Here is a 13,215-nt window from a genome sequence, read left to right on the forward strand (position 1 = left end):
TGGTGGCCATGCTGCCTGTATGGCTACCGCATGGCGACGCATGGTTGGTGGTCGCCTTTCTCGCCCTGCTCTGCACTGTGGGAGAGACGATCAGGTGGCGGCGCCGACGTGGGGCGTCCAGGGAGCGCCGGGCACCGGAACACGACAAGGACAAGGACACGTGAGCCTGTGCCTGAAAGCACTGCAAGCGGCGATCGTGCGAGTAGTCGGATCAGTTCGGTGCCTTCGTCAGACTCTTAACCACCTGGAACGCGCTGACGGAGGAACCGTCGCTCGTCACTTCGTGATCTGACCTGAGCCAACACGACCCCCGGAACCAGTGGTGGCGCCGGGGTTTCAAGCGTTATCTCTGACTGGTGATCCGACGGCAGGTGTGCGCAATCAGCACTAAGGTGCCCAGTGTCCAGATCCGAGGTCCTGGTTGAGCGTTTTGATTTGCCCTGTCCCGGGTAGCTGAATTTTCACCGTGCTCGCCTTCACCACGGTCCATTGGTCGGATGCAACCGCATATGGAGTGAAGGTCCATATTTCCCGATCATTGGCAGGACACATGTTTGTCAGGTCATGTCCGCAGCTGATGGCATACGGATTTTCCTCCTCGAGGACGGGTCCCGTCGTGTACAGCCTCAGTCCCGTTGAAGCGAGCGATATGTTCGCGCACTGCGGGAAATATGTTGGCGAACCGATATCCTGACACATGGCCTCCACGGCGGGAACTGCCTCGCCGTACTGGTCCTTGTAGAGATCGGAGCAGACGACGGCCTGGGTGACGGTGTCGTCGCCGATCACCGTGCAGACATGGTCCATGAGCGTCCAGCCGGTAGGCGTCCCTGATGCGGCGGTAATCGTGTCGCTCGTTTGGGCTGCTGCAGTGGACAGGGGCAGAGTGAACGTAGCGGCAATCACGGTGGGCAGCAGTGCGATCAGTCGCAATTTCATTGCTTCTCCCGGAAGGATCAGATGCGTGTGCATCATGCAGCGGTTCGGCATCGGGAGTACATCACAGTCTCATCGGCCGAGCAATAAGGCACTATTGCGGATCATGAAATTTGCCGACCCCGAATGCATTCCATGCCGGGATCCAGCTGGCATAATCATTGATTTGCCGGGGTTCGGCATGCTCGTGGCTTTTCTCCGCGTTCGCCGCATTGCATCGCGTGCATAAAGGGGTGAATCGGTCCGGCAATGGTTTGGCAAAATTCGTCTACTCCGCCAGCGGGGGTTTCCGCATGCGCTGTCATGCGTGTCGTGGCCAAATACTAGTAGTGGAGCTGCGCAGTCGGATCCAGGCGCATGACGGCCATGTGGACGCATTCAGATTCGGCCGGTGGACCCACCATCTTGTCGTTGATGGTCGAGGCGGTCTCCCTGGACCTGCGCGCGCCTTGGACCTCGACCAGGTAGGGGAACGTACCAGTACGACGTTCATGCCCAGTCCCAGGAGGAGCCGGAGAAGGACGGTCTCAGTCCGGCCCCTGGCTCCTGGCCTCAGCAGTCGAGCTGGGGCCAGGACTGCCGCCCACCGCGGGGCTAGTCCGCACAGTCGAACACCTTCTCGGGGTTCCGGGGATCTGCTCGGCTCACGAGGCCGGTGATCGAGGTCAACGGGTTCGGCATCACGGTTCTCCGGTTGAAGTAGGAACCCGGGATCGAGATTTCGACGTAGACGTCCTGTTTGACGGTGGTGTACTTCTCGCCACCACCGGGAAGCGCCTCCGGGAGCCAGCAGAGGCCGCCGACGTCCCACGAGGCGGCCAGCGCGTTGTACTTGTTGCCGCTGGCTGGGTTGATCACTACTGGGATGGTCACGCCGCAGCGCAGTGTGATCGCGGGCGATCCCCAGGCTGCCGTGGTCGTGCTCCTCGGCGAAACGGATCTGCGCTGCTGGCCGCCGAAGTCCTGTGGGAGCGCCGCTTGAAGGGCAGCGCATTCAGCGGCCTGCCGGCCGACCGGAGGCGGGAACGCGGGGCGGACATCCGCTGAACCCGAGCATGCCGAGCAGAGCCCGGTGGTGGCGCCGACAAGGAGTAGCGCGAACAGGCGACCGATGTGCCGGAGGTGCCGCTTGCGGTGAGGATCCGGGTCCGTTGGGGGCATCTGGAGACCATAGCCATCGCGGTTCGCGCACTCGCACGCGCCCTGGCCCGGTCCGTCCAGGGTTTCGCGCTCGGCCTGCAACGGCATTCGCCGGGCCGCGATCGCACCCACCGTCTCCGGGGCTCCGCCCCGAAAGCGGCCAACTACGGGAGGGGGTGCTCCGGTTGGGCGCCGTAGGCCCGTGGCGGGGGCGTGCGGGGCGGGGGCGTGCGAGGCGGGCCGGGGGGCGTGCGGCGGGTCGAGTCGTCTGAACTCGGGTCACTTCTCGTACAAGGGGTCACTCGTCGTACGGAGATGTCGGATATATCCGGGCATTCGCGTAGATCAAGTGACCCCTTGTACGAGAAGTGACCCAAAGTGTAGTGGGCACCTATCTGGAGAAACGCTTCTTCGGTCGCACCACCAACTGCCCCACCGCCCGGCAACGGCGAGAGCCCGCACCCTCCCTGCTCCTGTCGCCGCGAGCGTAGCGAGCAGCAGCAACAAGCCACGGGCGGGGGTGGGCGGCAACGGTGGTGCCATGTAAGCCACCTGCGGGTGCCGCCCCCGGCGGTGAGGGTCGGCTCCCCGTCCTATCCGGGTGATCCTCATCCGCTTTTCAACGTTGACACTCCGGTAACAAGGGACAGATACTGCGTCTCAGGCATCATTGTTTGGCATTGCTGCATGAAATTGTGCGCAGATTCTTCACGTCGGGGGATGTGATTCTCCGGAAGCTGCCATCGATTGCTGGCAATTATCGAAATTGCTGCATCGGCAGGTATTCCGGACCGACGCAGGAGGTTTGATGGCCGCTTCGACCCAGCTCCAGGGGCCTGTCCGGCGCCTGAGCCAGCCTCAGGCACAGGCCCGGGCGTACATGCAGGCGCGTCCGTGGGCGGCGTTGCCGTCCGGGCTTTCGGCGCTGATCAGGGCCGAGAATGTGCGGCTGGTACCGGAGATCGTGCAGGAGATACGCCGTCAGATTCCCGAGTACGCGAGGCCGCTGGACGGCCGGTTCGGGGTGGGAATCCAGCAGGGCGCGGCGCGGGCCGTGGCGCAGTTCGCCGAGTTGGTCGCGGACGATCGTGCCTGCCCGGAGGAATCGCTCCAGGTGTACCGGGCGCTGGGACGCGGTGAGTGGCGCGAGGGGCGCAGCCTGGACGCGTTGCAGGCGGCCTACCGGCTGGGGGCCAGGCTGGCGTGGCGTCGGTACGCCCGGCTGGCGCGTCGGGCCGGGGTGCCGGCGGTGGCGATGACGGCGCTCGCGGAGGCGATCTTCGCCCACATCGACGAGATGGCCGCGGCCTCGGTCGAGGGCTACGCCGAGGCGCGCGCGGACGCGGCCGGCACGTTGCGACGGGCCCGGCGGAGGCTGGTGCAGCTGCTGGTCGGTGGCGCGGCCGAACCGGTGCTGACGGAGTGCTCGCGGGCGGCCAGGTACCCGCTGCCGGAGCGGATCGCCGCGGTGGCGCTGCGCACGGACGGGCTGCTCGGCGCGGCCGCCGGGCTGCGGACCATGCCGTCGGTGCTCGCCGACCTGGAGGGGCAGGGCCAGGAGCCCTGCCTGTTCCTCGCGGATCCCGAGCTGCCGGGCAGGGTCGAGCAGTTGGCCGCGGTCCTGGCCGACCGTACGGCGGTGCTGGGGCCGGCGGTCCCGGTCGTGCAGGCGGCGCAGTCGCTGCGCTGGGCCCGTACCGTGGCCGCGCGGCTGCCCGCGGACGCGGAACCGGGACTGGTGCACTGCGACAACCAGCTGTCGTCGGTCCTGCTGCTGGGCGACGAGGACCTGGTCAAGCTGCTGGCGGCGCGTCGGCTGGCGCCGCTGGAGGGGTTGACCGGGAAGCGCAGGGAGCGGCTGGAGGAGACGCTGCTGGCGTGGTTGGAGACGTCCAGCGGCAGCGCTCCGGAGGTCGCCGCGCGGCTGGGCCTGCACCCGCAGACGGTGCGGCAGCGGATGCGCGGCATCGACGAGCTGTTCGGGGAGGCGCTGTCGGATCCGGACGCCCGCTTCGAGATCGAGCTGGCGCTGCGCGGTCGGCGGCTGCAAGCGCGCTGACCTTCGCGGGAGCTCGCCCCCGTGTGACAGACAGGTGGATGTGACAGACAGGTAGAACAGACAGGTAGAACAGAACAGAACAGGACAGGCAGAGGGCCCGTCGTCGCTGCAGCGGCGCGGGCCCTCTTGGGTGGTGCTGTGCTAGCCACCGGGCGATCGTGCGGCCCGATCTTTGATGATCAGGAGCGGGTGATCAGTGGATGGGATTCAGATCGCGGTGACGTTCTCCGCCTGCGGGCCCTTCGGACCCTGCGTGACGTCGAACTCCACGGTCTGGTTCTCCTCAAGCGAGCGGAAGCCGTTCGCGTTGATGGCGGAGTAGTGGACGAAGACGTCGGGGCCGCCGCCGTCCTGGGCGATGAAGCCGAAGCCCTTCTCGGCGTTGAACCACTTGACGGTTCCGGTCGCCATACCGTTCTCCTTGCGAGGGACGTAAAGGACGCCACACCTCGTGGCGCCCGGTCCGCTGCGCTGATCGCCCCGCTTCAGGTACTTCTGTGACAAAGCTTCTGAAAACGACAGAAGCCCGCGGTCACATGCTCCGCAGGCTCGAGTACTGCATGGGAAATCAAACTGCAACTGCGGAAAACCCTAGCACGCGGTTCCGGGCCCGGCCAGGGACGATCTCACCTCCCGGACTACTGTGCTGGGTGTGGATACATACACCGAGCGTGACGGCGACCCCGACAACTCCGAGCGTGTGGACGGACCCACCGGGAACGGCAGCGACCACCGTCGCGTGCGGCCCCGGGTCGGGCACATCCAGTTCCTGAACTGCGTCCCCATCTACTGGGGTCTGGCCCGTACCGGCAGCCTGCTCGACCTGGACCTCAGCAAGGACACCCCCGAGCGGCTCAGCGACGCCCTGGTCGCCGGTGACCTGGACATCTCCCCGATCACCTGCGTGGAATACCTGCGCAACGCCGACCAGCTGGTCGTCATGCCGGACATCGCGGTGGGCAGTGACGGCCCGGTGCTGTCCTGCGTGATCGTCAGCCAGGTGCCGCTGGACCAGCTCGACGGCCGCAAGGTCGCCCTCGGTTCGACCAGCCGCACCTCGGTGCGGCTGGCGCAGCTGCTGCTGGCCGAGCAGTACGGCGTGCAGCCCGACTACTACAGCTGCCCGCCCGACCTGGCGCTGATGATGCAGGAGGCCGATGCCGCCGTGCTGATCGGCGACGCCGCGCTGCGCGCCACCATGTTCGACGGACCGCGGCTCGGCCTCGACGTCCACGACCTGGGCGCGATGTGGAAGGACTGGACCGGGCTGCCCTTCGTCTTCGCGGTCTGGGCCGCCCGCAGGGACTTCCTGGAGCGCGAGCCGGAGCTGGTGCGCGAGGTGCGGCGCGCGTTCCTGGCCTCGCGCGACCTGTCCATGGAGGAGGTCGACAAGGTCGCCGAGCAGACCGCCCGCTGGGAGCTGTTCGACGAGGAGCTGCTGCGCCGCTACTTCGCCGAGGCGCTGGACTTCTCCTTCGGGGACCGGCAGTTGGAGGGGATGCGGGAGTTCGCCCGCCGGATCGGCGCGAGTACGGAGGACGTGATCCTGCTGGACGGCTGACAGGCCGTCGCTCCGGCGGACATGATGGCCAGTCATGGAACCGTTGGGGGCGGGAGATCCGCGACAGATCGGGGCGTACCGGCTGCTGGGGCGGCTCGGTGCGGGCGGCATGGGCCGGGTCTACCTGGGCCGGACGGCGGGGGGCCGTACCGTCGCGGTGAAGCTGGTGCGCACGGACCTGGCCGACGACACCGACTTCCGGGCCCGCTTCCGGCAGGAGGTCGCGGCGGCGCGCCGGGTCGGAGGGGTCTGGACCGCGCCGGTGCTGGACGCCGACACCGAGAGCGAACAGCCCTGGGTGGCCACCGGGTACGTCCCCGGCCCCGGACTGGACGTCGCGGTACGGGACTTCGGGGTGCTGCCGGAGGACTCGGTGCGGATGCTGGGGGTCGGGCTCGCCGACTCGCTGGCCGCGGTCCACGCCACCGGGCTGGTGCACCGCGACCTGAAGCCGTCCAATGTGCTGCTCACCCTGGACGGGCCGCGGCTGATCGACTTCGGGATCGCCCGGGCCCTGGACGCGGCGACGGCGCTGACCCGGTCCGGGTACGTGGTCGGCTCGCCCGGCTACATGTCACCGGAGCAGGGCGCGGGGGAGGCGGCGGGACCCGCCAGCGACGTCTTCGCGCTGGGCGGGGTGCTGGCCTTCGCGACGACGGGCGCCGGACCCTTCGGCGACAGCGGGACCTCTCCGGTGCTGCTGCTGTACCGGGTGCTGCACGAGGCGCCGCGGCTGGAGGGGTTCCCGGACGGGCCGCTGCGCGCCGCGGTGGAGCGCTGCCTGGCGAAGGAGCCGGGGGATCGGCCGAGCCTGGAGGAACTGCGGGCGGTACTGGGCGGGGTCGGCCCGTCCGACGGCTGGCTGCCACCGCTGCTGGTCGCCTCGGTGGGGCGGCGGACGGCCGAACTGCTGGACCTGGAGACAGTGGGGGAGGCCGTCACACCGGTGCCCGGGGGATTCGGTCCTGCGCCGGTGATGGATGCCACACCGGTGCCGGGAGCGGGAGCGGGAGCGGGAGCAGGGACAGGAGCCGGAGTGGGGGCGGCGTCGGTCTCGGACACTCCTCCCATGGCGGCACCACCGACTCGGCAGCAGCCACCGCCGCCACTCCCGCAGTCCAGTCGCGGCCGGACGCCGGTGCTGGTCGGCGGCGTGGTGCTGCTGGTGGTGCTCGCCGCGGTGCTGGTCCCGCTGCTGCTGCACAAGAACGGCGGTACCGGGAGCACCGGAGGCTCCCTCGGGACCGGCACGGTGACGGCGACGGCTACCGCGTCCACTACGCCTTCCACCTCCCCTTCCGGCACAGCCTCCGCCACCACCTCGGCCTCCGCCGCCGGAACCCCCACCGCCGCCGGCCCGACCCCGCCGGCCGCCCCGTCCCCAGGTCCGACCAGCCCCAACGCCGTCCCGGCGGTCTTCCTGGGCACCTGGACCGGGACGCTGGTCACCTCCGACGGCCTGCTCAGCGAGCCCTATGCGATCGCCATCCGGCCGGGCCCGGTCGGGGCCGAGAACACCACCAGCATCACCACCGTGACCGGACTGGCCGGCCTGTCCTGCCTGGGCGGCGACCGGCTGGTGTCGTCCACCGCGTCCTCGATCACCTTCAAGGACCGGCTGCTGCCGGGCAGCAGTACGGGCAGTTGCTCGGCCACCTCCGACACCCAGGTCTTCACCCTCAACCCCGACGGCACGCTGCACTACCAGGACAACGGCGCAGGCAGCGGGACGCCCAGCGGCGACTTGCACAAGGCGGGGTAGGGGCGCTGGCGTAGTCTGGGCGGCGACCGTATGGACGTGTCGGACCGCAGCAGTGATGAGACAAGCAGTGACGAGAGAGGACGCCGAGGTGCTCGAGACCGCCCAGCCCCAGGAGACGGATCTGCAGGCAGTCCTCGACCGCGCCGCGGCCGGAGGGCGTATCACCCCGGAGGAGGCGCTGGAGATCTACCGCCGCGCCCCCCTGCACGCCCTCGGCGCAGCCGCCGACGCCGCACGCCGCCGCCGCTACGCCGGCACCGAGCACATCGCGACGTACATCATCGAACGCAACATCAACTACACCAACGTGTGCGTCACGGCCTGCAAGTTCTGCGCCTTCTACGCCCCGCCCAAGGACGTGGAGAAGGGCTGGTCGCGGGACCTGGAGGAGATCCTGCGCCGCTGCGCGGAGACCGTCGAGCTGGGCGGCACCCAGATCATGTTCCAGGGCGGCCACCACCCCGACTACGGCGTGGAGTACTACGAGCGGGCCTTCTCCGCGATCAAGAAGGACTTCCCGCAGCTGGTGATCCACTCCCTCGGCGCCTCCGAGGTCGAGCACATGTCGCGGATCTCCGGGGTCACCGCCGAGGAGGCGATCCGCCGGATCCACGCCGCCGGGCTGGACTCCTTCGCGGGCGCCGGCGCGGAGCTGCTGCCCGAGCGCCCCCGCAAGGCCATCGCGCCGCTCAAGGAGTCGGGCGAGCGCTGGCTGGAGATCATGGAGATCGCCCACAACCTGGGCGTCGAGTCCACCTCCACCATGCTGATGGGCACCGGCGAGACCAACGCCGAGCGGATCGAGCACCTGCGCATGATCCGCGACGTGCAGGACCGCACCGGCGGCTTCCGCGCGTTCATCCCGTACACCTACCAGCCCGAGAACAACCACCTCAAGGGCCGTACCCAGGCGACGCTGTTCGAGTACCTGCGGCTGATCGCGGTGGCCCGGCTGTTCCTCGACAACATCGCCCACATCCAGGGCTCCTGGCTGACCGTCGGCAAGGAGATGGGCCAGCTGACGCTGCACTACGGGGCGGACGACCTGGGCTCGGTGATGCTGGAGGAGAACGTGGTCTCCTCGGCCGGGGCCAAGCACCGGTCCAACCGGATGGAGCTGATCAACCTGATCCGCTCGGCCGGACGCGTCCCCGCCCAGCGTGCCACCACCTACGAGCACATCGTGGTCCACGACGACCCGGCGAACGACCCGGTCAACGACCACGCCTACTCGCACATCGCCTCCACCGCGATCAGCGGCGGCACGGCGCACCCGGAGCTGAAGCTCCTCAACGCCAACTGACGCCGCGCCTTGCTCACTCTGCACGTAGGCAGTGTTGACGGCACCGCCGTGGCCGTGGACGGCGAGCGCATCGCCGCCCTCGGTCCGGCGGCGGAGCTGGAGGCCGCCTATCCGCAGGCCAGGGTGCGGCGCTGGGACGGAACCGTCACGCCCGGCGCGCTGCACCAGGGTGCGCTGCCGGATGCACCCAGCGCGCGGGAACGGGTGTACGCCCTCCTTCGCGCCGGAGCGACCGCGGCCGAGCCCGCCGCCTTCGCCGACCCCGAGCTGCGCGCCGCCGCCCACCGCAACGGTCTGGCCACCGACGGCCGCACCCCCACCCTGGCCGTGGGCGGCCGGGCCGACCTGGCGGTGTTCAGCGCCGCCGGTGACTGCCTGGCCACCGTCCTCGGCGGGCGACTCGTCCACCGCCGTGCCTGAGCACCGGACCGGTGGGTGAACAATGGGGACCGTGACCCGAGCCTCCCTGGACAAGCAGCCGCACGAAGTCGCCTCCATGTTCGACGACGTCGCGGCCAAGTACGACATCACCAACGACGTGCTCTCGCTGGGCCAGACCCGGCTGTGGCGCAAGGCGGTGGCCCGTGCGGTCGACGCCAGGCCCGGTGAGCGGGTGCTCGACCTCGCGGCCGGGACGGCGACCTCCTCGCTGCCCTTCGCCGAGGCCGGTGCGACGGTCGTGCCCTGCGACTTCTCGCTGGGGATGCTGCGGGAGGGCAAGCGCCGCCACCCGGAACTGCCGCTCACCGCGGGGGACGCCACCCGGCTGCCGTTCGCGGACGGCGTGTTCGACGCCGTCACCATCTCCTTCGGGCTGCGCAACGTCCAGGACACCGACGCCGCCCTGCGCGAGCTGCTGCGGGTCACCAGGCCCGGCGGCCGGGTCGTCATCTGCGAGTTCAGCCACCCGGTCTGGGCGCCGTTCCGCACCGTCTACTCGGAGTACCTGATGCGCGCGCTGCCGCCGGTGGCCACCGCCGTCAGCAGCAACCCGGACGCCTACGTCTACCTCGCCGACTCGATCCGCGCCTGGCCGGACCAGCCGGCGCTCGCCGCACTGCTGCAGCAGGCCGGTTGGTCCAAGGTGGCCTGGCGCAACCTGACCGGGGGGATCGTGGCACTGCACCGGGGGATCCGGGGCTGAGCCGAGGGCCGTCAGCCGCTGTGCGCCGAGCCCTCCGGCCAGACGCGGTGCACATAGATGCCCTGGGCCTCGGCGCGGGCGACCGCCTCGGAGATCCGGCCGTCCTGGCTACCGTCCCAGACCGCGACGAGTTCCTCGACCAGGCCGAGCAGGGCGTCGATCGGGTCCAGCCCCGGGGCCAGCCGGTGCACCGCGCGGGCCTGGCGCAGCAGCGGCGAGGGAGCGGGGGCGCCGAGCACCTCCAGGGTGCCCCCGTGCTCCAGCACGGCGGCGGCGAACCAGCTCTCCGCGCCCGGGCCCAGCGGGCTGACGCCGACCAGGCCGTAGGTCTGATACCCGGTCACCAGCTTCCACAGCTCGCCGCGGACCAGCATCTCGGTGATCTCCGAGAGGTCGCTGTGCCCGATGACTCCGATGTGCATGGCCTGCTCCTGCCGCCCCTGGTGCTGTGGTCGTGTGGTCGTCTGGTGGTGGATCCGGATCAGCGTAGGTGATCAGACATAGACTGCGGAGTGGCCCGACGCGGGTCCGAAGCAGCAAAGACTTCCGACGAGAGCAAGCAGGAGTCCCCGGTGTCGCAGTCGACCCAGCAGACCCAGCAGACCGCGCAGAGCGCAGCCGTCGAGGCCGAGGCCGATGTGATCGTCGTCGGAGCCGGTCCCGCGGGCTCGACCACGGCGTACCACCTGGCCCGGGCCGGCCTGGAGGTACTGCTGCTGGAGAAGGCCCAGTTCCCGCGCGAGAAGGTCTGCGGGGACGGGCTGACCCCGCGCGCGGTCAAGCAGTTGGTGGACATGGGGATCGACATCTCCGAGGAGGCCGGCTGGCTGCGCAACAAGGGTCTGCGGATCATCGGCGGCGGGGTGCGCCTGGAACTGGACTGGCCGGAGCTGGCGAGCTTCCCCGACTACGGGCTGGTCCGCAAGCGTGCCGACTTCGACGAACTGCTGGCCTCCCAGGCGGAGAAGGCCGGGGCCAAGCTGCACCAGCTGTGCAATGTCACCGGCCCGATCGTCGACCCGCGCACCGGTCGGATCACCGGAGTGACGGCGAAGCTGGGAGAAGAGAAGCGCGAGGTGGTCTTCAAGGCCCCGCTGGTGGTCGCCGCCGACGGCAACTCCACCCGGCTGTCCCTGGCCATGGGCCTGCACCGGCGCGACGACCGCCCGATGGGCGTCGCCTACCGCACCTACTTCAACTCCCCGCGCAGCGAGGACGACTACCTGGAGTCCTGGCTGGAGCTGTGGGACCGCAGGTCCGGGCAGGAGAAGCTGCTCCCCGGCTACGGCTGGATCTTCGGCATGGGCGACGGCACCAGCAATGTCGGGCTGGGGCTGCTGAACACCACCAAGTCGTTCAAGGACATCGACTACCGCGAGCTGCTCAAGGTGTGGTGCGCGGGCATGCCCGAGGAGTGGGGCTACACCCCCGAGAACATGACCGAGCCGATCCGCGGCGCGGCCCTGCCGATGGCCTTCAACCGCCAGCCGCACTACACCCGCGGCTTCCTGCTGGTCGGCGACGCGGGCGGGATGGTCAACCCGTTCAACGGCGAGGGCATCGCCTATGCGATGGAGTCCGGCCAGATCGCGGCCGGCGTCATCGTCCAGGCCCTGGCCCGGCAGACCGACCTGGGCCGGGAGCGGGCGCTGGAGGCCTACCCGACCATCCTCAAGGACATCTACGGCGGCTACTACTCGCTGGGCCGCGGCTTCGTGAAGGCCATCGGCAACCCCCTGGTGATGCGGATGGCCGCCCAGCATGGGCTGACCCACCCCGTCCTGATGAAGTTCGTCCTGAAGCTGCTGGCCAACCTCACCGACCCGCAGGGCGGCGACGCGATGGACCGGATCATCAACGGCCTGGCGAAGGTGGCGCCCAGGGCGTAGGGGTAGGGGCTCGGGGTGACGTCGGGGTCGGGGGAGGCGAGGCGTCTTTGCTGGTCGCGGCAGCTGTAGGTGGCTTACATGGCGCCACCGCTGCCGCCCGCCCCCGCCCGTGGCTTGTTGCTGTTGCTCGCTGCGCTCGCGGGCCAACTGCAGCGGGGGAGCCTGGTCGGGGCCGCGCGCCGTTCCCGGGTGCGCGTGGTGGGTGGGGTGCAGAAACGATTCTGCGAGCGCGCTTCGGGCAAACCCGGGTCACTTTTGGGACACGGGGTCACTCTTGGTACGCCAGGGTCGGGGCAATTCGGGCATTACGGCATGATCAAGTGACACCTTGTCCCAAAAGTGACCCGGGTTTGCCCTCGGGCCGGGCTTTTGGGGTCACTGCCCCTCGGGAGGAACGTTTCTGCAGGCCCCGCCACCAGCTCACCCGCCGCCCGGCAACGGTGGGCCGTCCGCACCCCCCCCTGCTCCTGTCGCCGCGAGCGGAGCGAGCAACAGCAACAAGCCACGGGCGGCGGAGGGCGGCAACGGTGGCGCCATGTAAGCCACCCGCAGTTGCCGGGTAACGCAGCGTTGTCGTCCCGCCTCCCCCGCCCCGCCTCCCGGCCTGCCAGCTGAGCCCGCCGACCGCTGCGTCAACCCGTTGTCCGGTCGGCCACCCCCTCGGGGTAGCGACCAATAACACGCGCGCCTGCGGCGGGCAAAAGTTGCGATGGAAGCATCTGCTCTGATAAGCGATAGACCCTCCAACCTGCAGTGATGCCCCATCAGTTGGCTCTTTGTGAAGAGAAGCACACGGTGAGTGGCTGATTTTACCCGCCTGTAACCTCATGATCATTCGTCAGGTGGCGTAGATCACATTGAAGGTGCTTACCCCCGTGTCGCAGATCACACATGAACAGGCATAGGATGCAGCCGTCTTGGGGGCTTGTGAACTGCCTCACATGAGGTGATCAAGCTCCCGAGCTGTACGGACTTGCAGTCACCGACATGGACGTCGGCTCGGACTGACGCCTGGGAGGTCGTTCGGTATGAACGCATATGCGCCGATTCTGGTACTTGGCGCCCTCGCGGCTGCCTTCGCGATCGGCTCCGTGGCGATGGCCGCGCTGACCGGCCCGAAGCGGTACAACCGCGCCAAATTGGACGCCTACGAGTGCGGGATCGAGCCGACGCCGCAGCCGGTCGGCGGCGGGCGGTTCCCGATCAAGTACTACCTGACGGCGATGCTCTTCATCGTCTTCGACATCGAGATCGTCTTCCTCTACCCGTGGGCGGTCTCCTTCGACTCGCTGGGGATCTTCGGCCTGGTGGAGATGGTGCTGTTCATCGCCACGGTCTTTGTCGCGTACGCGTACGTCTGGCGGCGCGGGGGCCTGGAATGGGACTGATCGCACGGCACAGCCCGACACGGCACAGGACGA

Annotated in this window: 12 protein-coding genes; 8 read left to right on the forward strand and 4 right to left on the reverse strand. The window is 69.1% G+C overall.

What is annotated here, in order from left to right:
* Positions 1 to 387: 387 nt before the first annotated feature.
* Positions 388 to 939 (reverse strand): hypothetical protein, encoded by a 552-nt coding sequence (locus ABUW04_RS06565; protein ID WP_157623986.1) that lies wholly within the window; start codon positions 937 to 939, stop codon positions 388 to 390.
* A 591-nt stretch (positions 940 to 1,530) separates the two neighbouring features.
* Complete coding sequence (locus ABUW04_RS06570) at positions 1,531 to 2,208, reverse strand: DUF3515 family protein (protein ID WP_380563539.1); 678 nt, start codon at positions 2,206 to 2,208, stop codon at positions 1,531 to 1,533.
* Between the two features lie 676 nt (positions 2,209 to 2,884).
* Here ABUW04_RS06570 and ABUW04_RS06575 point away from each other — a divergent pair.
* Positions 2,885 to 4,135, forward strand: a complete 1,251-nt coding sequence (locus tag ABUW04_RS06575; protein WP_380563540.1) for a helix-turn-helix domain-containing protein — start codon at positions 2,885 to 2,887, stop codon at positions 4,133 to 4,135.
* A gap of 207 nt (positions 4,136 to 4,342) precedes the next feature.
* Here ABUW04_RS06575 and ABUW04_RS06580 read toward each other — a convergent pair whose 3' ends face one another.
* Positions 4,343 to 4,546: a cold-shock protein gene (locus ABUW04_RS06580; RefSeq protein WP_030261200.1), complete on the reverse strand. Its 204-nt coding sequence runs from the start codon at positions 4,544 to 4,546 to the stop codon at positions 4,343 to 4,345.
* Between the two features lie 289 nt (positions 4,547 to 4,835).
* On the opposite strand from ABUW04_RS06580, the gene ABUW04_RS06585 reads away from it, so the two are divergent.
* The 5 genes from ABUW04_RS06585 to ABUW04_RS06605 all read left to right on the forward strand — a co-directional run bounded on the left by ABUW04_RS06585 (position 4,836) and on the right by ABUW04_RS06605 (position 9,905).
* On the forward strand, positions 4,836 to 5,696 hold the full coding sequence (locus tag ABUW04_RS06585) for a menaquinone biosynthetic enzyme MqnA/MqnD family protein (RefSeq protein ID WP_030261202.1): 861 nt from the start codon (positions 4,836 to 4,838) through the stop codon (positions 5,694 to 5,696).
* A gap of 34 nt (positions 5,697 to 5,730) precedes the next feature.
* The gene (locus tag ABUW04_RS06590) at positions 5,731 to 7,458 is read left to right on the forward strand and encodes a serine/threonine-protein kinase (protein ID WP_380563541.1); all 1,728 of its coding nucleotides are present in this window, start codon (positions 5,731 to 5,733) and stop codon (positions 7,456 to 7,458) included.
* A 67-nt stretch (positions 7,459 to 7,525) separates the two neighbouring features.
* On the forward strand, positions 7,526 to 8,761 hold the full coding sequence (gene mqnC, locus ABUW04_RS06595; RefSeq protein WP_232242647.1) for a cyclic dehypoxanthinyl futalosine synthase: 1,236 nt from the start codon (positions 7,526 to 7,528) through the stop codon (positions 8,759 to 8,761).
* Positions 8,762 to 8,770: 9 nt separating this feature from the next.
* Positions 8,771 to 9,181 (forward strand): imidazolonepropionase-like domain-containing protein, encoded by a 411-nt coding sequence (locus ABUW04_RS06600; protein ID WP_380563542.1) that lies wholly within the window; start codon positions 8,771 to 8,773, stop codon positions 9,179 to 9,181.
* Between the two features lie 31 nt (positions 9,182 to 9,212).
* A complete protein-coding gene (locus tag ABUW04_RS06605) occupies positions 9,213 to 9,905 on the forward strand; it encodes a demethylmenaquinone methyltransferase (protein WP_030261211.1) in 693 nt (230 codons plus the stop codon).
* Positions 9,906 to 9,916: 11 nt separating this feature from the next.
* On the opposite strand, the gene ABUW04_RS06610 is transcribed toward ABUW04_RS06605, so the two are convergent.
* Positions 9,917 to 10,327 (reverse strand): hypothetical protein, encoded by a 411-nt coding sequence (locus ABUW04_RS06610; RefSeq protein ID WP_030261213.1) that lies wholly within the window; start codon positions 10,325 to 10,327, stop codon positions 9,917 to 9,919.
* Positions 10,328 to 10,477: 150 nt separating this feature from the next.
* Here ABUW04_RS06610 and ABUW04_RS06615 point away from each other — a divergent pair, with 150 nt between their 5' ends.
* Together ABUW04_RS06615 and ABUW04_RS06620 are read left to right on the forward strand one after the other, a co-directional pair.
* The gene (locus tag ABUW04_RS06615) at positions 10,478 to 11,794 is read left to right on the forward strand and encodes a geranylgeranyl reductase family protein (protein WP_051726181.1); all 1,317 of its coding nucleotides are present in this window, start codon (positions 10,478 to 10,480) and stop codon (positions 11,792 to 11,794) included.
* Positions 11,795 to 12,822: 1,028 nt separating this feature from the next.
* On the forward strand, positions 12,823 to 13,182 hold the full coding sequence (locus ABUW04_RS06620; protein ID WP_030261217.1) for an NADH-quinone oxidoreductase subunit A: 360 nt from the start codon (positions 12,823 to 12,825) through the stop codon (positions 13,180 to 13,182).
* The last annotated feature ends 33 nt before the right edge of the window (positions 13,183 to 13,215 follow it).

Origin of the sequence: Streptacidiphilus jeojiensis, from assembly GCF_042510965.1 — a bacterium.
Taxonomy (GTDB): domain Bacteria; phylum Actinomycetota; class Actinomycetes; order Streptomycetales; family Streptomycetaceae; genus Streptacidiphilus; species Streptacidiphilus jeojiensis.